Here is a 23,354-nt window from a genome sequence, read left to right on the forward strand (position 1 = left end):
GGGGTGTGACCGCAGACGCGCTGGCCAAAGCACAATCGAAGAAAATTCGCGCGGGTGCTTGCGCAATGGCAAAGGCGTCTCTATAATTCGCGCCTTCGCTAGGCTCGTAGCTCAGCTGGTTAGAGCACCACCTTGACATGGTGGGGGTCGTTGGTTCGAGTCCAATCGAGCCTACCAACGCACAAAAGGAAACGGACGGTACGCATCGCGCACCGTCCGTTTTTCTTTTCCGGGCGCGCGTTCGTCAGGCGCGGATGCCGAACGCCGACAACACCGCCTCCGTATGCTGGCCCAGCGCCGGCGCCTCGCCCGCAGGCCGCGCGGTGCCGGCCATGCCAGGCAGGTTGGCCCATGGCAGCTCGCCGATCCCCGCATGCGCCAGCCGGCCGAATACGCCCGCCTGCACGCACTGCTCGTTCGCCAGCAGCTCACGGGCATGGCCGACGCGTGCAAACAGCACGTCACGCTCTCTCAGCAATGCCTCCCAATGCGCCAGCGGCTGCAGCGACAACGCCTGCGCCACGCGCCCGTTCAGTTCGGCCGCGCGCGGCAAGCGGCCAGGGCCTGCAGGCGATCGCCGGCGACGGCATGTCGTGGCAGCACGAGCTGGCGATACTTTGCCGCGCCGGCGGCTACCTGTCGCCGATCTGCCAGGACTTCCGCGACGCGGTCGTCAAATGGTGCGAAGAGATGGCGCTCTGAGCCGCGGACCTGCGTGGGCCCCGCGCGGCAATGCGATCAGGGCACCCACCAGTAGCGGGTGATATGGAAGAAGATCGGCGCGGCGAACACCACCGAGTCGAGCCGGTCGAGCATGCCGCCATGGCCCTGGATCATATGGCCCCAGTCCTTGATGCCGCGGTCGCGCTTGATCGCCGACATCACCAGCCCGCCCAGGAAGCCCATCAGCGCGATCACCAGCGCAATCGCGCCCGCCTGCCACGGCCTGAACGGCGTGATCCACCATAGCGCCGCGCCCAGCGCGGTGGCACTGGCGACGCCGCCGACAAATCCCTCGACGGTCTTCGACGGCGACAGCATCGGCGCGATCTTGCGCTTGCCGCACAGCTTGCCCCACACGTACTGCAGCACGTCGCTGCCCTGCACCACGATCACCAGGAAGGCGATCAGCAGCAGGTTGCGGCCGTCGAAGCCGGGGATCGGCAGCGTCAGCAGCGCCGGCACGTGCGAGATGCAGAACACGCAGATCATCACGGCCCACTGCACTCCGGCGCAACGCTCCAGGAAGCGCGTGGTCTCCGCCGACAGTGCCGCCAGGATCGGCAAGATCAGGAAGGCATAGACCGGGATCAGGATCGAGAACATGCCGTACCAGTCGATATAGACCAGCACGTACTGCAGCGGCAGGAACACGAAGAACGCGGCGACGATGGCGCGATGGTCGCCGCGGCGCGTGGTGATGATGGTGACGAACTCGCGCAGCGCGAAGAACGACAGCAGGTAGAACAGCACGATCACCGCGGTGCGCCCCAGCGCGAAGGCCGCGCCCATGATGCCGATCATCCACCACCAGGCCGACACGCGCTGCGCCAGGTTGTCGATCACGGCGTGCTGGCCGCCACCCGCCACGCGCCAGCGCAGCAGCGCGGTCACGGTGGTGGCCAGCAGCAGCACGCCGAACAGGCCGCTGAACAGCAGCCAGGTTTCGTGGCTCCAGTGCAAGGTGGGCAGGGTCGGCATGGTCGTCATTCCAGTTCGGGGGCGAGCCCCAGCAGGCCGTCGCGGCAGCGGGACAGGAAGCCCTCCTTGTCCTCGCCGTCCGCCAGCAGCACCGGCTGGCCGAAGGTCACGGTGCACAGCAGCGGCACCGGCACGATCTCGCCCTTGGGCATCACGCGGTTAAGGTTGTCGATCCACACCGGCACGAATTCCACTTCGGGACAGGCGCGCGCCAGGTGGAAGATGCCGCTCTTGAACGGCAGCAGGCGCGCGTCGGTGGTGTTGCGCGTGCCTTCGGGAAACAGGATCAGCGAATCGCCGCCCTCGAGCGCGCCGCGCATCAGCGCGATCGGGTCGCTGCCGCTGTCGTTGCCGGCATGGCTGCGGATGCGGTCGATCAGCAGCGCGCGGAACACGTCGCGGCCGATAAAGCGCCGCAGCGGCGAGCGTTCCCAGTAATCGGCGCCGGCCACCGGCCGCGTCAGCGGGCGCAGGTCGGGCGGCAGGCAGCCCCAGATCAGCACGAAATCGCCGTGGCTGCTGTGGTTGGCAAAGTAAACGCGCTGCACCGCGGCCGGGATGCAGCCCCGCCAGTTGGCGCGCATGCCGGTCAGCAGCCGCGCGAAGACAATGATGGCACGCGCGGTGGCGCGGGCAAGCCACATGGTGATTACCTCAGCATCGATATCAGCAAGGCCAGCGCGAGCTGGAGCGCGGCCAGTGCGGCGCTGGCGCGCACCAGCCGCATCGCGCCGCGGGCGCGTTCGGGCAGCGGACGGCCGGCGCGGGCGGGCGCGATCCAGCCAAGTTCAGTCAGCGCGCGGTCGAGGCCGGCCAGGTCGGCGTGGCCGTCGCGCGTGCAGGACGCTGCCAGCGCGTCGAACAGGCGGTGGTCGATCGCCACGCGCAACAGCAACCACAACTCGGCCAGCGCCACGGCCAGCGGCGCAACCGCAAGGGCTCGTGGCAATGCGGCGGTCGCAACCAGCCAGACCGCCAGCAGCGCGAAGCCAAGGCCAGCCAGGCCGATCCGGACCGCGCCCGACAACGCCCCGTTGACGGCGTGCGCAATCCAGGCATCCGCGTTGCGCGCGCCGGGCGTGGACTCAGCGGCCATGTCAGGCGGGCTCCATTGTCGGCAAGCTGTCGAGCCAGCCCTGCAGCGTCCGGGCATGCTCCGGACTGAGCACGACCGCGGGGCGATGCTCGCGCAGCGCCGCCAGCGCGGCCTCGGCATCGCTCAAGCCCCGCTGGCGTGCCAGCCACGCCGCGCCGACCAGCGCGCTGCGCGAATAGCCCAGCGCGCAGCTCACCAATACGCGGCGCCCTTCCGCGTGCCACTGATCGAGCTGGGAGACCGCTTGTTCCAGCTGTCCGGCCGTGGGCACGGTCAGGTCCAGCACCGGCACGCAGCGATACGCGAGCGCGCGACCGTTGGCCACGCGCGGCAGTTCCGCGCTCAGGTCGAGCACCGCGTTGACGCCCAGCGCGCGCAACTCGCGCCGCGTCGCGAAGCGGCCCACCCAGACCCCGTCGGCAATCTGGCTGGCCCGCGGCGCGCGCCACGTCCACCAGCGCGAATTGATGAAGGCACCGAGCAGGTAAGGCGCGAGCACCCAGCATGCGGCCGGGGCCATCGTGCCGTTGCTGTCCTTCTGGAACCAGGCCGGCGCGGCAAGCGCATAGATGCGCGCCACACAAGCCAGCGCCAGCGCCGCCCACAGCAGCAGGAACGCCAGCGTCACCGACGCGCCCGCTGCCAGCACCGCGCACAGCAGCGCGATCGCGGCGCCCAGCGCGTAGCGGCGCGAAATCCGGCGCGTGCGCGCATCCGGCGCGGCAGCGTCGACTGCCGGCAAACGCAGCGGGAACAGGTAAACGCACAGCCATCCCACCAGCGCCCCGGTCGGCACGTCGATCAGGTGGTGCTGCCACGTCGTCAGCACCGATACGCCGATCAGCGCGAACCATCCATGCAGCAGCCAGCGCCAGCCGCCGGTCACGTGCGCCGCAAAGGCGACCCACAAGATCACCAGCAGGCTGATATGCAGCGACGGCGCCTGGTTGAACGGCAGGTCGAAGCCGCCCAGCAGCGTAAAGAGCTGGCCCGGCAGCCCGTCGGCCTGCGGGCGTTCGAAACTGAAGCGCAGCGGGAAGGCGATAAAGCACGCCACCGACACCAGTTGCGCCAGCACCAGGCGCTTCACATGCGTCAGCAGCGCCGCGCGCGTGCGCCACAGAAAAAAAGAGAGGCCGTACAGCAGGTCGATCGACCAGTACGGCACGATGGTCCACGGCAGGAACGGAATGCCGCGCTCCCATTCGAAGAAGACCGACGGCACGTCCTGGCGCTGGCTCGCAAGCCAGTTGGCGAAGCCGTAGCTGGAGAAGAACAGCGCGCCGGCCAGCGCCAGCAGCAAGCAGGCCAGCGCCCACGGGCGCGCCTCTGCCGGCGCGCCCTGCGCCGCTTCCGCGGGAAGCGTGCTCATGCGCCGCGCCTGCGTGCCAGGCTGACGGTAAAGATCCCCCACGGGTCGATGCGCTGGGTCACCTTGTCGAAGCCGGCGGCCCGCACCAGCTCGTCCATCTCGGCCTGCGCGCGGCGGCGCATCACCCACGCGGCGCCGGCGCGGTGGCTGGTCAGTGCGCGGGCGATGAACTCGAGCTGCGGGTGCCACGGCTGGCCGGTGTAGACCAGGTAGCCGCCCGGCGGCACCGCGCTGGCGAGGCCGTCGAGCGAGCGCCGCACCGGCGCGTTCTCGGGGAACAGTTCGTACAGGCCGGACACCACCGCCAGCGTCGGCGCGGGGCTGAGCCCGGCCAGGCTGTCGCCGTCGAAGGCGTCGCCCTGCTCGAAGCGGGCGATGGCCTGCAGTCCCTTGCCGGCGATCAGCGCCCTGCCCCGCTCGACGTTCAGCGCGCTGTAGTCGCGCAGCAGGATCGATTCGACCGCAGCCGCCCCGCCATTCAACGCGCCCAGCGCCTCCAGCACGTAGCGCCCGTGCCCGGCCGCGATATCGACCATCCGCACCGGGATGCCCGCCGCCTGCAGCCGGCGCACGGCTTCGGCGATCAGCGCCTCGGCGTGGACCTTGCGCTGGCGGATGCCGCGCCAGCCGATCGCGTCCAGGTATTGCTGGTCGGCGAGCCGGCCCAGCTTGCCGCGGCCGGACGGCGTGTTGCGGTACACGTAGTCGAGCGTCGAGCCGGAGTCGAAGCCGGTCTGATGGCCCAGCCGCACGCCGTCAGACAGCAGTCCGCCCAGCTTCAGGTTGGCCCGCGCCGCGCGCCAGTACCAGGCGGCCAGCGCGGACGGCGCCGACGCGAGGCGGTCGGATTCCTCGCGGAACGGGCCGATCTGGTCGGCATCGAGCAAAGAGCGCGGCGCCGACGGCGTGTCGAACTCGCGCACGATAAAGCGGCGCGCGGCATCGAGCGCCGGTTTGCGGTCGCGCTCGCCCAGCGTGTCATGGTAGAAGCCGTCGAGCACGATGCGTTCCTTCGTGCGCGACCCCAGCCGCTCGTAGAAACGGTCCTGCGGGCCGCGGTGCACGACCCAGTCGGCGCCGGAGATCAGCAACTGTGTCGGCACCGTGATCGCCGCGGCATCGGCCACGATGCGCTCGGCAGTCTCGTACAGGTCGAGCAGGATATTGACCGCGATCGGGCGCGTGATCAGCGGATCGCTGTCGTAGCTGGCGATGCGCTCCGGATCGTGCGTCAGGAACTTCGCCTTGACGTAGCTGTTGACGAAGAACTTGCCGCGCAGGCGCTGCATCAGCTTCAGCCCCGGCGGCGCGAACGGCACGTAGAGCTTGACCTTGAACGCCGGCGAGGCCAGCACCAGCGCGCGGATCGGCGGCGCGTAGTCGTGCACCCAGGTGGCGGCCAGCACCGCGCCTACACTTTGCGCCACCACCGCCATCCGCTCCAGCGGAATGCCGTGGGCCTCGGCGATATGCGTGGTGAAGGTCTGGATATCGCGCACCGAATCGGCCAGGCTGGGGCTGTAGCCGCGCTCGCCGGGCGAGCGGCCGTGGCCGCGCGCATCCCAGGCGAAGATGTCGTAGGCCGGCAGGTTGAGCTCGTCGGCCAGGTGCGCGACGCGGCCGGAATGCTCGTGGCCGCGGTGGAACAGCACCACGGCGCCGCGCGCCGGGCCCTCCACCGCCGGCCAGTGGCGATAGAACAGCGCCTGGTCATCGTGGGTCTCGAATTGCCGCTCCAGCGGCTGGCGGCTCGACAGTCGGTCCATGGGCTACTCCGCGGTGCGGGCGTGGGCCTCGGCAACGCCGTGGCGGACCCGGTTGGCAATGGTGAACAGCGACAGCAGCGACAGCGCCAGCCATAGCCAGGATGCCAGCGGGCCAAAAGCCATTCCCAGCCCGGCCCACAGCGCGATCGCGCCGACCGCGAAAGCGCGGTCGCTCTTGCCCAGCGGGCCGTCGTAGCGGCGGCTGGCGCCGGCCAGCGGGCCGACCAGGCCGGCGGCTTCCACCATCACCGCCAGCAGCGCAAAGGTGCCGACCTGCGCCAGCGTGAATGCCGGCAGCGCGCCCAGCGGCAGGATCAGCGCCAGGTCGGAGACGATATCGCCGAGTTCGTTCAGGTAGGCGCCGAGCGCGCTCTGCTGGCCGTGCTCGCGCGCCAGCATGCCGTCGATGGCATTGAGCGCCATGCGCAGGAACAGCCAGACCGGGAACAGCAGGAACAGCGTGGGGGTTTCGGCCACCAGCATGCCCACCGCTGCCAGTACGCCGATGGCAAGCGAGCCGGCGGCCGCGGCTACGGTCACCTGGTTGGCGGTGGTGCCGCGATGGGCCAGGTCCTGCACCACCGGCCGCAGCAGCGCCTGGAACCTAGGCTTGAGTTCGTAAAGGGTCATCGCGCCGGCCTCCCTGCCGAGCTGATGCCCGGAAAGCGGCGCCGCGCGCCGGAACCCTTCCGTGCTTGTTCTTGGTTTTGCAATCGGTTGGTGTTGCAACCGCCTGGCGACGAGCGGTGCCTGGCTCAGCACTCCCCCGTCAAAGGCGAGACATTATCAGAAGTGGCATAAATGTTGAATCGGACATTTCTTATCGCCTGCGGGTGTTCACGCCACCGGCCGGCGGGAGCGCAGCACCGGCTAGTATCAGGCCGCGGCCAGCGCGCTGTGCACCGCGTCTGTGGTCTGCCCCACCACGCCGTCACGCCAGTCGTCGGCATCGCCATAGAAGGCCTGCCACATGGCCTGGCGCACCAGCGCGCGCTGGTTCTCGTCCGCCTCGGGATGGCGGTGCAGCCAGTGGTCGCCGCGCAGCGCATCCAGCACCTCGCCCACCGGCAGCGTGCCGAATTCCAGTGCGATGCCCGCATAGTCCACCTCCGGCAAGGTCTGCGGCACCGCGTGCCAGGCCAGGCCGGTCAGCGGGGCGGAGGTCGACGAGCCGTCGCAGGTGGAGGTCACCCGCCCGCCCCAGATCGCGCGGGTGCGCGCGACCGCCTCGGGTGTTTCGGGGCCCATGTGGATCGGCTCGCCGTAGCCGCGCGGGCCCAGCCCGGTATGCACGTCGATCCAGCGCAGCGCCTGCCGCCCCGCGCCGAAGCGCGCCAGGATGCGGCGCAGCGTGTAGTTGCTCCAGGTGGCTTTGGTGCCGCCGAAGAACATGCCGTCCGGGTCCTGGTACTGGCCGCCGCTGAGCGCCGCCTGGTACCAGGCCATGCCGCGCTCGGCCACGGTCTTCATCAGTTGCGCCTGTTCGGTATCCGACGGCGGCCATTGCGGCGGCAGCAGCAGCGGCGCGATCTCGGCATAAGGCGCGTTATGCGGCAGCGGCTGGGTGAAGTCCATGAAATTGCGGTTCAGGTCGACGTTGTCTTCGTTGACCCGGCGCAGGTGGGAAAAGCCGTAGGGATTGACCGCGTGTACCAGCAGCAGGCAGGTATCGGCCGCGGCGCAATTGGCAAGCAGCGAGGCGTCGTGCAGCATCGCCACCTGCGCGCCGGAGCCGGCAAAGCCTTCGGCGCCGTGGACGCCGGAGGTCACCATCAGGCATTGGCGGGCCTCGGGCGAGCCGGCCAGCGCCACGTCGATCGCCAGGTCCTCGCCCGCGCTGCCGCGGCGGGTGGGATGCGGGAATTCCGCCAGTGCGGCCCCCGCTCCCCGGGCTGCGGCGAGAAACTTCTGGCGGGCTTCGGCGTAGCTGCGCGAAAAATGGCTCATGGCGTCACCGGCGGATGGCGATGCTGCGATTAGACGCCATTCGGGCGGGATTGCCAACTTCGATCCACTGCGGCGGCCTACTGCTGCCGACCGCCGCCAACCGTGGCTAAAACAGCGAGTCCGAAGGGTTTCCCGTTGGCGGCGCTGGCGCGGATGCCGTTTCCGGTCCCCAGATGCCCGGCGCAGTAAATGCCTGCGGATGCATCTCGATCCCGCCCGCGGCGAGCTGGCTGGCGGACAGCACCAGGTGCCGCGCCAGCCAGTCGTGCAGGCCGCGCAGGAAACGGATATTGCCGACGCTGTTGGACGCCGCGATCAGCCGCTCCAGCTTGATATGCGCGGTATAGACGTCGAGCAGGTTGGTGGCGCGCAGCCGCGGCGGCGTGGTCGGGCTGCGCTCGATCGCCAGGATGCGGCGCACCTGCGCCGTGGCGATATCGCCGGTGCGCAGGTACTGCTCGTAGACCGGCTCCAGCGCCGGGAAGCGCACGGTCGGCTGCACGCGCGGCACCGCGGCCACCTTTTCCATGCGCAGCACCAGGTAGCGGATCGCGGCGGCGCGCTCGGCCGTGGCGGTTTCAGCGGCGCTGCGGCGCCGGCGCGCGCCGGCCGGGATGGGGTCAGGCAAGGCGCTGCGCGGCACCGCGTCGCGCTCGGTATAGTCCGGCACCTGCAGCAGCAGGCCGGGATGCGCCACCGCGGCGCGGGCGCAGTCTTCGCCGAACGGGAATTCGTGTCCGGCGGCGTCGCGCAGGATATAGGCCTGGCCGGCGGCAAAGCCGTGGTGCCGGCGGCTGTTGCCGCGCGCATGGCAGCGCGTGGCGGGATCGACGAAGTCCTTGCGTACGGGGATCCAGCCCCCGTCGTGTGCCTGGGTCATGCGTGGGTGAAGCCTTGGGGGATTGCAAGACCCGCTATTGTCGCCGATCCCGGCGGCCGCCCCGGATTACTTCAGCATGAACGACATCGCCGACAGGCAGTTCAGCATGCGGATCGCGGCCTGCACCGAATCCGCCCGGAAGCACAGCGTGACGCCGTCGCGGCGCTCCAGCGCCGGCCACTGGCAGAACAGGTCCGCATGCGCAGGGGTCAGCGTCTGCAGCCGGCAGCTCACCGGCGTGCTGGTACGCAGGCACTGTGCTTGCGCATGGTCACGCACCGCCTCGGCGGCCGCGGCCGCGATCGCCGCGCGCGACGCCGCTGGCGACAGTGTGGTGCCGCTGCCAAAGCCGTCCGCCGACTTGGTCTCGACATAGCGCACCCACGGCATCAGCGCATGGGTCTCGTGCACGAAGACATCGTCGCCACTGGCCATCAGCACCGGCACGCCGAACTCGCCCGCCAGCGCGCCATACAGCCCGGCCTCGCCCACTTCCTTGCCGTTGAGCCAGACCCGCGCAAAGGCGCTGCTGTTGATGGTGTGCGCCAGCACGCCGCGGCTTTGCGCGCGGCCGTGGTAGCCGAGCATCATCACGCCGTTGGTGCCCGTCTCTACGCCCGCCATCATGCCGAGGTAGCGCGGCTTGCCCAGCACCAGCCGCGCGCGCGGATCGAGCTGGTCCGGCAGCAGGTTGCGAAAGCCGCCGTGCGAGTCGTTGACCAGCACCTCGGTGGCGCCGCCGGCAAACGCGCCTTCGACGGCGGCATTGGCCTCGCCAGTCATCCAGGCGCGGGCGCGCTCGTATTCGCCATTGCCGGCGCGGGTCTGCTCGGCGTGGAAGACGCCGGCGACGCCTTCGATATCGGTGGAAATCAGGATCTTCATCAGGCGGTCTTGCCCGCTTCGGGCATCACGTCGAGCAGCGCGCGGCGGCAATGGCCGTCGCGGCCTTGTACGGTTTCGGCATGCCACAGTGCGTGCAGGATGGCTTGCTCGACGCTGTCGGCCGCGGCGCGGAACAGCGGGTCGAGCTTGCTTTCATGCAGCATGGCGATGGCAGGCATGGGGCGCTCGGCTTCGTGCGGCACGGTATAGGCGGTGGAGAAGGACAGCGCGAGATCGCCCGAGCCGTGTCCGAAGACCGAGCCGGTGCGCGCCAGCCCGGCTCCCGCGCGCAGCGACAGGCGGCGCAACTGGCGCGCGTCCAGCGGCGCGTCGGTGGCGAGGATCATGATGATCGAGCCCTTTTCAGGCTGCGCCTCCGTGTCGGCCAGCCGCTGCGCCAGTTCCGGACCGACCAGCCGCCCCGCCACCGTCAGCGACTGGGGCGTGCCGAAATTGGCCAGCACCAGCGCGCCGACGCAATAGCCGCCCGCCAGCCGCGATGCCGTACCGATGCCGCCCTTGACGCCGAACGACGCCATGCCGCGCCCCGCTCCGACCGCTCCCTGCGCGACATCCTGCGCGGCGGCGGCCAGCGCCGCGTCATAGTGGCTGCCCTGCACCGCCATGCGCTGGATATCGTTCAGGTAGCCGTCATTGCATTCGAACACCAGCGGATTGACCGTAGGCAGCGATCGCCCGATCTCCGGGTTGGCGGCCACCGCGGCGCGGATCTGTGCCTGCGCCACGGCGCCAACCGAGAACGTGTTGGTCAGCGCGACCGGCGTCTCCAGCACGCCCAGTTCATCGACCTGCACCAGCCCCACGCTCTTGCCGAAGCCGTTCAGCACGGTGGCCGCGGCGGGCACCTTGTCGCGATACGGATCGCCGGCATGCGGCCGGATCACGGTGACGCCGGTCTGCACGGCGTCCTGCGCCAGCGTGCAGTGGCCGACGGTGACGCCGGCCACGTCGGCAATGCTGTGCAGCGGCCCTGCGGCCAGCGCGCCGATATGCGGTATCGAAGCAGCCATCGCTTCAGCGCCGGTCGATCTTGGGATCGAGCGCGTCGCGCAGCCCGTCGCCAAGCAGGTTGAACGCCAGCACCGTCAGGAAGATCGCCAGGCTGGGGAAGATCGCCACGTGCGGCGCGGTCACCATGTCGGCGCGGGCTTCGTTGAGCATCGCGCCCCATTCCGGCGTCGGCGGCTGCGCGCCCAGTCCCAGGAAGGACAGGCTGGCCGCGGTGATGATCGAGGTGCCGATCCGCATCGAGAAATACACCACGATCGACGACACCGTGCCCGGCAGGATATGGCGCACCAGGATGGTCCAGTCCGACGCGCCGATGCTGCGCGCGGCCTCGACATAGGTCAGGCGCTTGAGCATCAGCGTATTGCCGCGCACCAGCCGCGCAAACGCCGGGATGCTGAAGATGGCCACGGCGAAGATCACGTTGGTCATACCGTTGCCGAGGATGGCGACGATGCCGATCGCCAGCAGGATGCCGGGGAAAGCGAACAGCACGTCGGACACGCGCATCACGATGCGGTCCCACCAGCCTTCGTAGTAGCCGGCCAGCAGGCCCAGCACGGTGCCGATCACCGCGCCGATGATCACCGACAGGAAGCCCGCCGCCAGCGAGATGCGCGCCCCGGCCAGGATGCGGCTGAAGATGTCGCGCCCGAGCGAATCCACACCCATCCAGTGCGCGGCCGACGGGCCGGCGTTGAGCGCGTCGTAGTTGAAGTAGTTCTCCGGGTCGTACGGCACGATATGCGGCGCCATGATGGCGATCAGCACCAGCACCAGCACGAACGCGCCGGCGCCCAGCGCCAGGTGCTGCTTGCGGAATTTGCGCCAGAACTCGGTCCAGGGCGTGCGCTCGGCCTCCGGCACGGGGGCGGTGGCGGGTGCCGCTTGGCTTGCGGCGGGCGTGGAAAGCTCAGTCATGCCGGCCTCACTTGTAGCGGATGGTTGGGTTGATCACGGTGTAGAGCATGTCCACCACCAGGTTGATCAGGATGAATTCGAGCGAGAACAGCAGCACCTCGGCCTGGATCACGGGGTAGTCGCGCATCTCGACGGCATCGACCAGCAGGCGCCCGAGCCCCGGCCAGTTGAACACCTTCTCGACCACGATCGAGCCGCCCAGCAGGAAGCCGAACTGCAGCCCCATCATCGTCACCACCGGGATCATGGCGTTGCGCAGGCCGTGCTTGGCCACCACCAGCGTCTCGCGCACGCCCTTGGCACGGGCGGTGCGGATGAAATCTTCTTGCAGCACCTCGACGAACGAGGCGCGGGTAAAGCGCGCCATCACCGCCGCCACCGCGGCGCCCAGCGTGATCGACGGCAAGACGTAGTGCTTCCAGCTATCGGCGCCAATCGACGGCAGCCAGCCGAGCTGCACGGAGAACACCTCCATCAGCAGCATGCCCAGCGCAAAGGCCGGGAACGAAATGCCCGACACCGCCAGCGTCATGCCGAGCCGGTCCGGCCAGCGGTTGCGCCACACGGCCGAGCCGATGCCGATAGCCATGCCGAACACCACCGCCCAGGCCATCGACGCCACCGTCAGCAGCAGCGTGGGCATGAAGCGGTCGCCGATCTCTTCGCTGACCGGGCGCTTGGTGCGCAGCGAATTGCCGAACTCCCAGCGGATCGCATTGGAGAAGAAGTTGACGAACTGCTCAGGCAGGGGCCGGTCCAGGCCCAGGTCCTTGCGCACCAGTTCGACCGTGGCCGAGTCGGCCTCGGGGCCCGCCGCCAGCCGCGCCGGATCGCCCGGCAGCAGGTGGACGAACAGGAACACCAGCACTGCCACGATCAGCAGCGTGGGGATCACGCCCAGCACACGTTTGAGGAAGTAATTCAGCATGACGCACCAGAAGGAAATGCAGCAGCAGAGGCCGCGGGCCGCCCGCCTGCGACCCCGCGACGCGGGCAGGCGGCCGTCTGTCGGCTTACTGCTTTACTGCTTACTGCTCTTTGGATGGGATGACAGCCAGCACCCGTTGTTTGCTCCCCTCTCCCGCTTGCGGGAGAGGGGCCGGGGGAGAGGGCAGGAGCTTCCACGAAGTCCCGGCCCTCGTCTCACCCATTACTGCTTGATATCGATCTCTTCAAAATTGAACGAACCATCCGGCATTACATAGGCACCGGTCAGCCGCTTGCTGCGCGCAAACAGCACCTTCTCCGTCACCAGGAAAGCCCACGGTGCATCCTTCCAGATGCGTTCCTGCGCGTCCTTGTACAGGCGGGCCTTCTCGCCGCGATCCGTGGTGCGCAGCGCGCCAGCGATATCGGCATCGACCTGGTCGTTCTTGTAGTACGCGGTGTTCAGCAGCTTGGGGGGCATCGACTCAGAAGCCAGCAGCGGACGCAGCGCCCAGTCCGATTCACCGGTCGACGACGACCAGCCCACGTAGTAGATGCGCACGCCGGCGTCTTCCGGCTTGGGCACGCTCTCCACCTTCTCCACGCGCTGGCCGGCTTCGAGCGCCTGCACCGAGGCCTTGATGCCGACCTGCTGCAGCTGCTGCTGCACGAACTGGATCACCTTCTGCGCGGTGGTGTGGTTGTAGGCCGACCACAGCGTGGTTTCGAAGCCGTTCGGGTAGCCGGCTTCCTTCAGCAGCGCGCGCGCCTTGGCCGGGTCATACGGCCACGGGCCCAGCTTCTCGGCGAAGTCCACGCCCGGCGGCACCACGCCCTCGGACGGCACGGCGTAGCCGGCAAAGGCGACCTTGGCCAGCGCGTCCTTGTTGATCGCGTAGTTGATGGCCTGGCGCACCTTGGGATCGTTGAACGGCTTGACCATGGTGTTCATGGTCAGGTAGCGCTGGATGATCGACGGCGCCGAGATCAGTTCAACCTTGGGGCTGTTCTTCAACACGGCGGCCTGCTCGAACGGGATGCTGAAGGCGAAATCAGCCTCGCCGGTCTGCATGATCGCCGCGCGCGTGTTGTTATCGACCACCGGCTTCCAGGTGATGGTGTCGATTTTGGGGTAGCCGGTCTTCCAGTAGCCGGCGAACTTCTTGCCCTTCAGGTGATCGGGCTGCTTCCACTCGACGAACTCGAACGGGCCGGTGCCGACCGGGTGGAAGGCGATGTCCTTGCCGTACTTCTGCAGCGCGGCCGGCGAGATCATCACCGCCGACGGATGCGCCAGCACGTTGATGAACGGCGAGAACGGCTCTTTCAGCGTGACCTTGACGGTATTGGCATCGACCACGTCGGTCTTGGCGACGCGGTTGAACAGCGTGTAGCGCTTGAGCTTGTTGGCGGGGTTGGTGACGCGGTCCAGGTTGACCTTGACGGCAGCGGCATCGAACGTGGTGCCGTCGTGGAACTTGATGCCCTTCTTCAGCCTGAAGGTGTAGGTCAGGCCATCCTTGCTGACTTCGTGGCTGTCGGCCAGCACGTTGACCAGCTTCATGTCCTTGTCCAGGCCGAACAGCCCCTGGTAGAAGGACTTGCTGGCCGCCTGCGACAGCGTGTCGTTCGAGTCGTACGGATCGAGCGAGGTGAAGGTGGAATACACCGCCATCACGGCATCCTTGGCGGCGAAGGCCGGGGCCGAGGCCAGCATGCCCAGCGCGCCGGCGGCAAAGGCGCCGGCCATCCATCGGGGCGAAACCATACGTGCAGACATCGTCGAATCTCCTTGGAAACTTCTTGACTTCGAGGACTTCAATAAGCGCCGCCGACGGCATGCCGGGCGACATAATGGCCGAGCGACCCGCTGCCGGCGACCCGGACCAGCGGCTGCACCACCGGTTCGTCGCCAACCGCGCGGATCGGGCTGGGGATCTCGTCGTTGAGCGGCTCGCGCCGCAGGTGGCGCCGCGCCGGGTCGGCGATCGGCACCGCCGACATCAGCTTCCTGGTGTACGGGTGCTGCGGATTCTCGAAGATCGCGCGGCGCGGGCCGATCTCGACGATCTGGCCCAGGTACATCACCGCCACGCGGTGGCTCACGCGTTCCACCACCGCCATGTCGTGCGAGATAAACAGGAAGGCGATGCCCAGCTCGCGCTGCAGGTCCAGCATCAGGTTCACGATCTGCGCCTGGATCGACACGTCCAGCGCGGACACCGATTCATCGGCCACCACCACCTTGGGGTTCAGCGCCAGTGCGCGCGCAATGCAGATGCGCTGGCGTTGGCCGCCGGAGAACTCGTGCGGGTAGCGCGCCGCGTGCGACGGGTCCAGCCCCACCTTGTCGAGCAGCCAGGCCACGCGCTGCTCGGCTTCCTTGCCGCTGGCGACCTTGTGCACCAGCAGCGGCTCCATGATCGAATAGCCCACCGGCACGCGCGGATCGAGCGACGCGAACGGGTCCTGGAAAATGAACTGGATATTGCGGCGCAGGGTCTGCAGCGCCGGCCCTTCCATCTTGCTGATGTTCTGCCCGGCGAACTCGATGGTGCCGCTCTGGCTTTCCACCAGCCGCAGCAGCGAGCGGCCCGTGGTGGACTTGCCGCAGCCGGACTCGCCCACCAGCGCCAGCGTCTCGCCGGGATAGAGGTCGAAGCTGACCTTCTCCACCGCATGCACGCGCCGCTTGACGCGGCCGAACAGGCCGCCGGGCACGTCGAAGCGCGTCACCAGGTCCTGCACGCGCAGGATCGGCGCCACGCCCGGCGTCACCGTGTCCTGCGGTGCGACCGGCTCGGCGCTGGCGCTGTCGAGCCGCAGCAACGGGAACTTGGCCGGCAGGTCGGTGCCGCTCATCGCGCCCAGACGCGGCACCGCCGACAGCAGCGCACGCGTATACGGGTGCGCCGGCGCGCGGAACACGTCATCCGAAGTGCCCTCTTCCACCTTCTCGCCGCGGTACATCACCAGCACGCGGTCGGCCACCTCGGCCACCACGCCCATGTCGTGGGTGATAAAGACCACGCCCATGTGCATCTCGGCCTGCAGGCCGCGGATCAGCTGCAGGATTTCGGCCTGGATGGTCACGTCCAGCGCCGTGGTCGGCTCGTCGGCGATCAGCAGCGCCGGCTTGCACGACAGCGCCATCGCGATCATCACGCGCTGGCGCATGCCGCCCGAGAGCTGGTGCGGATAGCGTTCCAGCACGCGGCGCGCCTCGGGGATGCGCACCAGCTCCAGCATGCGCAGCGCTTCGGCGCGCGCCGCGGCGCGGCTCTTCCCCTGGTGCAGCCGGATCGATTCGGCGATCTGCTCGCCCACCGGGAACACCGGATTGAGCGAGGTCATCGGCTCCTGGAAGATCATCGCCACGTCGGCGCCGCGCACGCTGCGCAGCGTGGCGTTATCCGCGCGCGCCAGGTCGATCACCTCGCCGCCGCGCCGGCGCAGCGCCATGCTGCCCGCAGCGATCTTGCCGCCGCCATGCTCGACCAGCCGCATCAGCGCCAGCGACGTCACCGATTTGCCCGAGCCCGACTCGCCCACCACCGCCAGCGTCTCGCCGCGGTCGACATGGAAGGAGAGGTTGCGCACGGCCTCGACGGTGCGCTCGGACGTGGCAAAGCGCACGGTCAGCCCGTTCACCGAGACGACGCGCTCGGGCGGCAGTGCGATGCCGGATGCGGAAGCGTGCGATTGCGCAGGGGTAGTGGCCACTGGAACTCCTTGTGTTGCTGCTTGATGCCGGGACTCGCCGGGACTCGCCGGAACTTGCCGGTGCTGCGCGGCGTCAGCCGTAGATCGATACGTTGACCGCTTCGCCCACCCGGGCGAAACCGCGGTACATGCCTTCGGTGTTGAACGGCAGCGTGACGTTGCCAGCGCGGTCGACCGCGATCAGGCCACCGCGGCCGTTGATGGCGCGCAGTTTTTCCATCACCACGCGCCGGGCCGACTCTTCCAGCGACAGGCCGGCGTAGCGCATCTGCGCGGACACGTCATGCGCGGCCACGGTGCGGATAAACATCTCGCCGGTGCCGGTGGCCGAGACCGCCGCGACATCGTCCGCATAGCAGCCCGCGCCGATCACCGGCGTATCGCCGACGCGGCCGACCTGCTTGTTGGTCACGCCGCCGGTGGAAGTCGCGGCTGCGAGGTTGCCGCGGCTGTCGCAGGCAACCGCGCCGACGGTGCCGAACTTGTTGTCGGGATCGATCGGGTCGGCAGCGCCGTGAGGCGGTGCGGCCTTCGCGTGCGCGGCAAGCGCGGCGGCATCGTGGTCCAGCAGGGCCAAGCCGGCGTTAGCACGCGCGCGCTGCCATTGTTCGTGGCGCGCCTGCGTGAAGTAGTAATCGGGTGCGACCAGTTCCAGGCCGTGCGCCTGCGCGAACGCCTCGGCGCCGGCGCCGGCAAACATCACATGCTCGCTGTGCTCGAGCACCGCGCGGGCGGCCAGCACCGGATTGCGCAGGCGCGTGACGCAGGCCACCGCGCCGGCCGCGAGCGTGGCGCCCTCCATCACCGCGGCGTCGAGTTCATAGGTGCCGGCATGGGTCAGCACGGCGCCCTTGCCCGCGTTGAACAGCGGGCACTCTTCCAGCAGCCGCACGGCCTCGGTGACGGCGTCGAGCGCGCTGCCGCCATCGGCCAGGATGCGCTGGCCGGCTTGCAGCACGTGTTGCAGCGCCTCGGTGTATTCGCGTTCGCGCGCGGCGTCCATCGCGGTGCGGGTGATCGTGCCGGCGCCGCCGTGGATGGCAATGACTGCTTGAGGCATGAGAGATCAGGACTTCAGGGTTTTGGTGGAGCGACGGCCCGTGGCGCCGGCCTTGGTTTCGGTGGGCTTGGCCGCGGCAGACGGGGCGGTCCGCGCAGGCTCGGCGCGACTGACGCTGTCGGCGCCCGGGGTGCGGGGTGTGCCGTAGAGCCACGGCAGCAGGAATTCGGTCATTTCGGCGGCGGCCTTGACCGGCCGCTCGGCCCGGTGCGCCACCGCGCCGCACAGCGCTTCGATCAGCGCCAGCACGGTGGCATCGGAGTTGGCCGACAGCCGGTTGGCGGCCTGCGCATACAGCGCGATATCGGCAATCGGGGCCAGCGGCGAGGTCGGTCCGTCGGTCAGCGCCAGCAACTGGCAGCCATGCGCCTTGGCCCGCTGTGCGAGTTCGACGGTATCGGACACGTAGCGCGGAAACGCGATCACGATCAGCAGGTCGCTCGGCTGCAGCTTGAACAACTGGCGCGCCGCATGCGAGGCGCCGCCGGCGCCGGCCACCGAAGTGACCATGCGGCAATGCATTTCCAGCCCGTGCTGGAGCAACCCCGCCAGGAAACCGCTGGCGCCGAAGCCCGCCACATAGACGCGCTGCGCGCCCAGGATCGCCGACACCGCGCGCTCGCAGGTCTGGGCATCGAGGTTGCGCCGGGTCGCTTCGGCATTGGCGGCGGCGTCTTCCAGCGAGGCGGCAAACACCTCGTGCGCGGTCGCGGGCCGCTCCAGTTCGCTGCGCAGCCTTTCCACCGGCGCCAGCGTGGCCTCAAAACCGCGTACCAGCTCGGCACGAAACTGCGGATAGCCATCGAAGCCAAGTGCGCGGGCAAAGCGGTTGGCGGTCGCCACCGATACCTCCACCGCCGCGGCAAACTCGTCGATACGCATGGTGGCCGCGCGGAACAGGTTGGCCAGCACGTATTCCGCCATGCGCCGGTGCGCCGGAGTCAGCGTCGGCAGGCTGCGCGCGATGCGCTCGGAAATGGAATGGCCTTTGGGCATACGGGAGGGGTCAGCTAACGATTCGTAAAAGTGCGATCAGTGTGTAAATGAATTTACACGCAACCCATGCCCAAAGAAAATAGAGTTTTTCCAGACCAAGGGTAATCCCTAGTTTTGGCGCCCTCCGGGGCACTTTTGCGGTGCAGTCAGCGCGCGCGCAACAAGCCGTTTTGCACCATCCGGGCATGGCTTGCACCGGAAACGCTACAATGCCGCCCAGCGCACCAAACCCCGGCACCGCCCGCTTTTCTCCGCGTTTTTTCCGTTCTTCTTTCAGACGTTTCCCCACTCGTGATCCGAATCGACCAGCTTGTCCTCCAGCGCGGCACCAAGGTGCTGTTCGACCACACCAGCGTGACGCTCAACCCGGGCGAGCGCGTGGGCCTTGTCGGCGCCAACGGCAGCGGCAAGTCGACGCTGTTCGCGCTGCTGCGCGGCGAGCTGCATCCGGACGGGGGCGATGTCAGCGTGCCGGCGCAATGGCGCGTCGCCCACGTGGCGCAGGAAACGCCCGCAGTGGACCGCAGCGCGGTGGACTACGTGATCGACGGCGACACGCGCCTGCGCGAGATCGAAGCCGCCATCGCCGCGGCACAGGGCACCGGCGACGGCACCGCCGAGGGCGAGGCCCACGCCGAGTTTGCCGACGCCGACGGCTACACCGCCCCGGCGCGCGCCGAGGCGCTGCTGCTGGGCCTGGGCTTCACGCTGGCGCAGGTGTCGCAGCCGGTGGCGTCGTTCTCCGGCGGCTGGCGCATGCGCCTGAACCTGGCGCAGGCGCTGATGTGCCCGTCCGACCTGCTGCTGCTCGACGAACCGACCAACCACCTGGACCTGGACGCCATCGTCTGGCTGGAAGACTGGCTGGCGCGCTATCCCGGCACGCTGGTCATGATTTCGCACGACCGCGAATTCCTTGACGCGATCTGCAACGTCACCGTGCATATCGAAAACCAGCAAGTGCGCCGCTACGGCGGCAACTACACGCTGTTCGAGACGATGCGCCTGCAGCAGATGGCGCAGCAGCAGGCCGCCTACACGCGCCAGCAGAAGGAAATCGCGCACCTGGAGTCGTTCATCACGCGCTTCAAGGCCAAGGCAACCAAGGCGCGGCAGGCGCAGAGCCGGGTCAAGGCGCTGGAGAAGATGGAGCGGCTCGCGCCGGTGCACGTCGCTTCAGGCTTCGCCTTCGAGTTCCGCGAGCCCGATGCCGCGCCCAACCCGATGATGGTGCTCGACGGTGTCGATTGCGGCTATGCCGAGGCCGACCCGCCGGTGACCATCCTGCACAACCTGGCGCTGTCGATCCAGAACGGCCAGCGTATCGGCCTGCTCGGCGCCAACGGCCAGGGCAAGTCAACGCTGGTCAAGACGCTGGCGGGCACGCAGGATCCGCTCAAGGGCAACCTGCGCCTGGGCAAGGGCCTGCAGATCGGCTACTTCGCCCAGCACCAGCTCGAAACGCTGCGCGACCACGACTCGCCGCTGCAGCACCTGGCGCGGCTGGCACCCGATACCCGCGAGCAGGAACTGCGCGACTTCCTCGGCAGCTTCAACTTCCGCGGCGACATGGCCACGTCGCCGATCGAACCGTTCTCAGGCGGCGAAAAAGCGCGGCTGGCGCTGGCGCTGATCGTCTGGCAGAAGCCCAACCTGCTGCTGCTCGACGAACCGACCAACCACCTGGACCTCGACACCCGCGAAGCGCTGACCATGGCGCTGGCGCAGTTCGAAGGCACGCTGATCCTGGTGTCGCACGACCGGCACCTGCTGCGCGCGACCGCGGACCAGTTCATGCTGGTGGCCGACGGCACCATCCAGCCGTTTGACGGCGACCTGGACGACTATCGCGACTGGCTGCTGCAGCAGGCCGCTGCCAAGCGCAATGCCGCGGTGGCTGCACATCAGGCGGAGAACGCGGGCGATGCCGCGGCAACGGTCAACCGCAAGGACCAGCGCCGCGCGGAAGCGGACGAGCGTCAGCGGCTGTCGGCGCTGCGCAAGCCGTTGACCAGGGAGCTGGAGAAGGTCGAGAAACGCATGGCGGTGCTGCAGACCGCCAAGGTGGAGATCGACCGGTTCATGGCCGATGAGACCAGCTATGCCGAGGCCAACAAGGCGAAGCTGATGGAGATGCTCAAGCGCCAGGGCGAGGTAAACGGCGAGCTGGAGACGCTGGAAGAGAAGTGGCTGGAACTGCAGGAGCAGATCGAGCAGATTGCGTGAGGGCTGCGTGAAACCACAGATGACGCTCAAATAAGTCTGCCGCCCCTAGCGAACGTTCCCCTCTCCCGCATGCGGGAGAGGGGAGCAAACCAGCAGGGTTCGAACCGCGCAACAGCACCCAAAAAAACCGGCGCCCATGGCGCCGGTTCTCTTTCCCATCGTCCGCAAAGCTCAGCGGAAATTCTTCTCCCGCCGGATCAGCCCCACCGCCAACGTCAGCGTCAGCGCAAACAGCCAGATCAACGACCACGCCGGCACCGACAACCCCAGCACCGGCGGCAGCGGCGCGGTACACAGCCCATCGGCATAAAACACCTGGGGCAACGCCTTGGCCGTAGGCAGCGCGTTGACCCAGTTCTCCAGCGGATCGATGCCGCAGGTGGCCTTGGGATTCAAAAGCAACGACACGTGGTACACCGCCACCGCAATGCCGGCGATGCCGGACAGCATCCCCAGCCCCTGCCACAGCGAGCGCGTGTTCTGCGCCACCACGGCCAGCAGCGAGAAGATGCCGATGCCGATAAAGGCGAAGCGCTGCATCACGCAGAGCGGACAAGGCTGGTAGCCCTTTTCAAACTGCAGGTAGAGCGCAACGCCGACCAGGCCGAAGGAGACCAGGGCGATCAGCAGGAAATAGGCGCGGGAATTGGCTTGCATAAATGGTGATCAGGAAATCCGGTAAGCGATGCACTGCCGCCGCTTCATGGCGCGGCGTTGCTGCATTATTACCGATTTTGCTCCGGGCGCCTTTGGCGCCTCCCAGGCGGCGCATCCCCTGCCCTGTGGCGGATTGCCGCAGGGCCGCGGTCCGTCACGCGAGCCATGCCGCACGCGACAGCCGGTACAGGCAATGGGGGCGCAAGGGGTGGCCTTCCGCCAACGCCGGATGTTCGAACACCAGTTCGTCCTCGCGCATGCCCAATCGTTCCATCACGGCGCGCGAGCGCCGGTTGGCGAGCGTCGTGAAGGACACGATCTCCGCCAGCCCCAGCCGCTCGAAACCCCACGCCAGCGCGCCGCGTGCCGCCTCGGTCGCGTAGCCGCTGCCCCACGCATGCCGCGCGAGCCGCCAGCCGATCTCCACGCACGGCGTGAACGGCAGCGCCCACGCGGGCTCGTGCAGTCCGACAAACCCCAGGAAGGCGCCACCCGCCTTGCGCTCCACCACCCACAGGCCCCAACCCTTGGCCGCGATCAGGCCGCGGCAGCGGTTGGCCATCGCATCGCTTTCGGCGCGGGACAGCGGCGCGGGGAAGTAACGCATGGTCTCCGCGTCGGCATTGAGCGAGGCAAACGGCACGTAGTCCGCATCGCGCCACTGGCGCAGCAGCAGGCGTTCGGTCTCGAAGGCGATGTCGCTGGCTTCCATGCCTCAGTCCAGGTGCCGCACCCGGTCGATCGCCTGTTCGATGCGCTCCACCGCGATCACTTCCAGCCCGTCGATCTTCTGCTTGGGCGCATTCGCCTTGGGGATCACCGCCAGCGTAAAGCCCAGCTTGGCGGCCTCCTTCAGGCGCTCCTGGCCGCGCGGGCTCGGGCGGATTTCGCCCGCCAGCCCCACTTCGCCGAACACCACCAGCCCACGCGGCAGCGGCTTGTTGCGCATCGACGAATGGATCGACAACAGCACCGCCAGGTCGGCGGCCGGCTCGGTGATCTTGACCCCGCCCACCGCGTTGAGGAACACGTCCTGGTCGAAGCAGGCCACGCCCGCATGCCGGTGCAGCACCGCCAGCAGCAGCGCCAGCCGGTTCTGCTCCAGCCCCACCGCCAGCCGGCGCGGGTTGGGCACGTGGGCGGTATCGACCAGCGCCTGCACCTCCACCAGCAACGGCCGCGTGCCCTCCTGCGTCACCAGCACGCACGAGCCCGGCACGGTTTCTTCATGCTGCGACAGGAACAGCGCCGACGGATTGCTGATGCCGCGCAGGCCGCGCTCGGTCATCGCGAACACGCCCAGTTCGTTGACCGCACCGAAGCGGTTCTTGAAGGCGCGGATCAGCCGGTGCGATGAGTGGGTATCGCCCTCGAAATACAACACCGTATCGACGATATGCTCCAGCACGCGCGGCCCGGCCAGGCTGCCTTCCTTGGTCACGTGGCCGACCAGGATGATGGTGATGCCGCTGCTCTTGGCGATGCGCGTCAGCTGCGCCGCGCATTCGCGCACCTGCGCCACCGACCCCGGCGCCGAAGTCAGCGCCTCGGAGTACAGCGTCTGGATCGAGTCGATCACCGCGACCTCAGGCTTCTCTGCCTCGAGCGTCGCCTGGATCTTCTCCAGCTGGATTTCCGCCAGCAGCCCCAGCGACGGGCTTTCCACACCCAGCCGCTGCGCACGCAGCGCGATCTGCGCGCCGGATTCTTCGCCGCTGACATAAAGCACGCGGCGCTGCCCGGCCAGGTTGGCCAGCGCCTGCAGCAGCAGCGTGGACTTGCCGATGCCGGGATCGCCGCCGATCAGCACCACCCCGCCCGACACCAGCCCGCCGCCCAGCACGCGGTCGAACTCATCGATGCCGCTGGAAAAGCGCGGCACGTCGGCCGCCTCGATCTCGGACAGCTTGCGCACCATGGCCGATGCCGCCAGCGGCTGGAAGCGCTTGTTCGCGGCGGACTCGGCCACCGTCTCCACCAGCGTGTTCCACTGCTGGCAATGCGGGCACTGGCCGGCCCAGCGCGGCGTGGTGCCACCGCATTCGGTACAGGTATAGACAGTCTTGGTCTTGGCCAACGGATGTCCTTGCAGAAAAAAACGAGCCGGGCACGCAAGTGGCCCGGCCGGCATCAGTGTCAGGCGCCCGGCATGGTGCCGGCGCCTTTGT

Annotated in this window: 21 protein-coding genes and 1 tRNA gene; 2 read left to right on the forward strand and 20 right to left on the reverse strand. The window is 68.5% G+C overall.

Annotation, left to right across the window (positions count from 1 at the left end; all coding sequences use genetic code 11):
* Nucleotides 1–100 precede the first annotated feature (100 nt).
* Nucleotides 101–177: transfer RNA gene (locus AB1I47_RS03170), tRNA-Val, on the forward strand.
* Nucleotides 178–244: 67 nt separating this feature from the next.
* Here AB1I47_RS03170 and AB1I47_RS03175 read toward each other — a convergent pair.
* The 17 genes from AB1I47_RS03175 to AB1I47_RS03255 form a co-directional block, all read right to left on the reverse strand.
* A complete protein-coding gene (locus AB1I47_RS03175; RefSeq protein ID WP_354682323.1) occupies nt 245–553 on the reverse strand; it encodes a CoA transferase in 309 nt (102 codons plus the stop codon).
* A 185-nt stretch (nt 554–738) separates the two neighbouring features.
* A complete protein-coding gene (locus AB1I47_RS03180) occupies nt 739–1,701 on the reverse strand; it encodes a phosphatidate cytidylyltransferase (protein WP_354682324.1) in 963 nt (320 codons plus the stop codon).
* A 5-nt stretch (nt 1,702–1,706) separates the two neighbouring features.
* Nucleotides 1,707–2,345, reverse strand: a complete 639-nt coding sequence (locus AB1I47_RS03185) for a lysophospholipid acyltransferase family protein (protein ID WP_354682325.1) — start codon at nt 2,343–2,345, stop codon at nt 1,707–1,709.
* Between the two features lie 5 nt (nt 2,346–2,350).
* Nucleotides 2,351–2,797, reverse strand: a complete 447-nt coding sequence (locus AB1I47_RS03190) for a hypothetical protein (protein WP_354682326.1) — start codon at nt 2,795–2,797, stop codon at nt 2,351–2,353.
* Between the two features lies 1 nt (nt 2,798).
* The gene (locus AB1I47_RS03195; RefSeq protein WP_354682327.1) at nt 2,799–4,169 is read right to left on the reverse strand and encodes a phosphatase PAP2/dual specificity phosphatase family protein; all 1,371 of its coding nucleotides are present in this window, start codon (nt 4,167–4,169) and stop codon (nt 2,799–2,801) included.
* On the reverse strand, nt 4,166–5,935 hold the full coding sequence (locus AB1I47_RS03200) for a bifunctional alpha/beta hydrolase/class I SAM-dependent methyltransferase (RefSeq protein ID WP_354682328.1): 1,770 nt from the start codon (nt 5,933–5,935) through the stop codon (nt 4,166–4,168). The genes AB1I47_RS03195 and AB1I47_RS03200 overlap by 4 nt, the downstream gene beginning before the upstream one ends.
* A 3-nt stretch (nt 5,936–5,938) precedes the next feature.
* Nucleotides 5,939–6,565, reverse strand: a complete 627-nt coding sequence (locus AB1I47_RS03205; protein ID WP_354682329.1) for a CDP-alcohol phosphatidyltransferase family protein — start codon at nt 6,563–6,565, stop codon at nt 5,939–5,941.
* A 246-nt stretch (nt 6,566–6,811) separates the two neighbouring features.
* On the reverse strand, nt 6,812–7,882 hold the full coding sequence (locus tag AB1I47_RS03210; protein ID WP_354682330.1) for a M14 family metallopeptidase: 1,071 nt from the start codon (nt 7,880–7,882) through the stop codon (nt 6,812–6,814).
* Between the two features lie 106 nt (nt 7,883–7,988).
* Entirely contained in the window at nt 7,989–8,762 is a 774-nt protein-coding gene (locus AB1I47_RS03215; RefSeq protein ID WP_354682331.1) for a hypothetical protein, read from the reverse strand.
* A gap of 66 nt (nt 8,763–8,828) precedes the next feature.
* Complete coding sequence (locus AB1I47_RS03220) at nt 8,829–9,647, reverse strand: M55 family metallopeptidase (RefSeq protein WP_354682332.1); 819 nt, start codon at nt 9,645–9,647, stop codon at nt 8,829–8,831.
* Nucleotides 9,647–10,678, reverse strand: a complete 1,032-nt coding sequence (locus AB1I47_RS03225; protein ID WP_354682333.1) for a DmpA family aminopeptidase — start codon at nt 10,676–10,678, stop codon at nt 9,647–9,649. Before AB1I47_RS03225 ends, AB1I47_RS03220 begins: the two co-directional genes overlap by 1 nt.
* Before the next feature lie 4 nt (nt 10,679–10,682).
* Nucleotides 10,683–11,597 carry a glutathione ABC transporter permease GsiD gene (gsiD, locus tag AB1I47_RS03230; protein WP_354682334.1) on the reverse strand — a complete coding sequence of 305 codons (915 nt, stop codon included), beginning with the start codon at nt 11,595–11,597 and terminating at the stop codon, nt 10,683–10,685.
* A gap of 7 nt (nt 11,598–11,604) precedes the next feature.
* Nucleotides 11,605–12,525, reverse strand: a complete 921-nt coding sequence (gene gsiC / locus AB1I47_RS03235) for a glutathione ABC transporter permease GsiC (RefSeq protein ID WP_354682335.1) — start codon at nt 12,523–12,525, stop codon at nt 11,605–11,607.
* 222 nt (nt 12,526–12,747) lie between these two features.
* Nucleotides 12,748–14,292: a glutathione ABC transporter substrate-binding protein GsiB gene (gene gsiB, locus AB1I47_RS03240; protein ID WP_407935792.1), complete on the reverse strand. Its 1,545-nt coding sequence runs from the start codon at nt 14,290–14,292 to the stop codon at nt 12,748–12,750.
* Nucleotides 14,293–14,342: 50 nt separating this feature from the next.
* Nucleotides 14,343–16,247: a dipeptide ABC transporter ATP-binding protein gene (locus AB1I47_RS03245; RefSeq protein WP_354682337.1), complete on the reverse strand. Its 1,905-nt coding sequence runs from the start codon at nt 16,245–16,247 to the stop codon at nt 14,343–14,345.
* Nucleotides 16,248–16,320: 73 nt separating this feature from the next.
* Complete coding sequence (locus AB1I47_RS03250) at nt 16,321–17,307, reverse strand: isoaspartyl peptidase/L-asparaginase family protein (RefSeq protein ID WP_354682338.1); 987 nt, start codon at nt 17,305–17,307, stop codon at nt 16,321–16,323.
* Nucleotides 17,308–17,313: 6 nt separating this feature from the next.
* On the reverse strand, nt 17,314–18,303 hold the full coding sequence (locus AB1I47_RS03255; RefSeq protein WP_354682339.1) for a MurR/RpiR family transcriptional regulator: 990 nt from the start codon (nt 18,301–18,303) through the stop codon (nt 17,314–17,316).
* Nucleotides 18,304–18,594: 291 nt separating this feature from the next.
* On the opposite strand from AB1I47_RS03255, the gene AB1I47_RS03260 reads away from it, so the two are divergent.
* Nucleotides 18,595–20,529 (forward strand): ATP-binding cassette domain-containing protein, encoded by a 1,935-nt coding sequence (locus tag AB1I47_RS03260; RefSeq protein ID WP_354682340.1) that lies wholly within the window; start codon nt 18,595–18,597, stop codon nt 20,527–20,529.
* A 171-nt stretch (nt 20,530–20,700) separates the two neighbouring features.
* Here AB1I47_RS03260 and AB1I47_RS03265 read toward each other — a convergent pair whose 3' ends face one another.
* The 3 genes from AB1I47_RS03265 to radA all read right to left on the reverse strand — a co-directional run bounded on the left by AB1I47_RS03265 (nt 20,701) and on the right by radA (nt 23,263).
* Entirely contained in the window at nt 20,701–21,186 is a 486-nt protein-coding gene (locus tag AB1I47_RS03265) for a disulfide bond formation protein B (protein WP_354682341.1), read from the reverse strand.
* 154 nt (nt 21,187–21,340) lie between these two features.
* Nucleotides 21,341–21,898 (reverse strand): GNAT family N-acetyltransferase, encoded by a 558-nt coding sequence (locus AB1I47_RS03270; protein WP_354682342.1) that lies wholly within the window; start codon nt 21,896–21,898, stop codon nt 21,341–21,343.
* Between the two features lie 3 nt (nt 21,899–21,901).
* A complete protein-coding gene (radA, locus tag AB1I47_RS03275; protein WP_354682343.1) occupies nt 21,902–23,263 on the reverse strand; it encodes a DNA repair protein RadA in 1,362 nt (453 codons plus the stop codon).
* Nucleotides 23,264–23,354 lie beyond the last annotated feature (91 nt).

Origin of the sequence: Cupriavidus necator, from assembly GCF_040578825.1 — a bacterium.
Lineage (GTDB): Bacteria > Pseudomonadota > Gammaproteobacteria > Burkholderiales > Burkholderiaceae > Cupriavidus > Cupriavidus necator_E.

Coding starts and splice junctions, on each gene's coding strand:
- AB1I47_RS03200 (WP_354682328.1), bottom strand. CDS start 5,935: ATGGACCGACTGTCGAGCCGCCAGCCGCTGGAGCGGCAATTCGAGACC.
- AB1I47_RS03265 (WP_354682341.1), bottom strand. CDS start 21,186: ATGCAAGCCAATTCCCGCGCCTATTTCCTGCTGATCGCCCTGGTCTCC.
- AB1I47_RS03225 (WP_354682333.1), bottom strand. CDS start 10,678: ATGGCTGCTTCGATACCGCATATCGGCGCGCTGGCCGCAGGGCCGCTG.
- AB1I47_RS03250 (WP_354682338.1), bottom strand. CDS start 17,307: ATGCCTCAAGCAGTCATTGCCATCCACGGCGGCGCCGGCACGATCACC.
- gsiC (WP_354682335.1), bottom strand. CDS start 12,525: ATGCTGAATTACTTCCTCAAACGTGTGCTGGGCGTGATCCCCACGCTG.
- AB1I47_RS03270 (WP_354682342.1), bottom strand. CDS start 21,898: ATGGAAGCCAGCGACATCGCCTTCGAGACCGAACGCCTGCTGCTGCGC.
- AB1I47_RS03210 (WP_354682330.1), bottom strand. CDS start 7,882: ATGAGCCATTTTTCGCGCAGCTACGCCGAAGCCCGCCAGAAGTTTCTC.
- AB1I47_RS03190 (WP_354682326.1), bottom strand. CDS start 2,797: ATGGCCGCTGAGTCCACGCCCGGCGCGCGCAACGCGGATGCCTGGATT.
- AB1I47_RS03255 (WP_354682339.1), bottom strand. CDS start 18,303: ATGCCCAAAGGCCATTCCATTTCCGAGCGCATCGCGCGCAGCCTGCCG.
- AB1I47_RS03205 (WP_354682329.1), bottom strand. CDS start 6,565: ATGACCCTTTACGAACTCAAGCCTAGGTTCCAGGCGCTGCTGCGGCCG.
- AB1I47_RS03215 (WP_354682331.1), bottom strand. CDS start 8,762: ATGACCCAGGCACACGACGGGGGCTGGATCCCCGTACGCAAGGACTTC.
- AB1I47_RS03195 (WP_354682327.1), bottom strand. CDS start 4,169: ATGAGCACGCTTCCCGCGGAAGCGGCGCAGGGCGCGCCGGCAGAGGCG.
- AB1I47_RS03220 (WP_354682332.1), bottom strand. CDS start 9,647: ATGAAGATCCTGATTTCCACCGATATCGAAGGCGTCGCCGGCGTCTTC.
- AB1I47_RS03185 (WP_354682325.1), bottom strand. CDS start 2,345: ATGTGGCTTGCCCGCGCCACCGCGCGTGCCATCATTGTCTTCGCGCGG.
- gsiB (WP_407935792.1), bottom strand. CDS start 14,292: ATGGTTTCGCCCCGATGGATGGCCGGCGCCTTTGCCGCCGGCGCGCTG.
- AB1I47_RS03180 (WP_354682324.1), bottom strand. CDS start 1,701: ATGCCGACCCTGCCCACCTTGCACTGGAGCCACGAAACCTGGCTGCTG.
- gsiD (WP_354682334.1), bottom strand. CDS start 11,597: ATGACTGAGCTTTCCACGCCCGCCGCAAGCCAAGCGGCACCCGCCACC.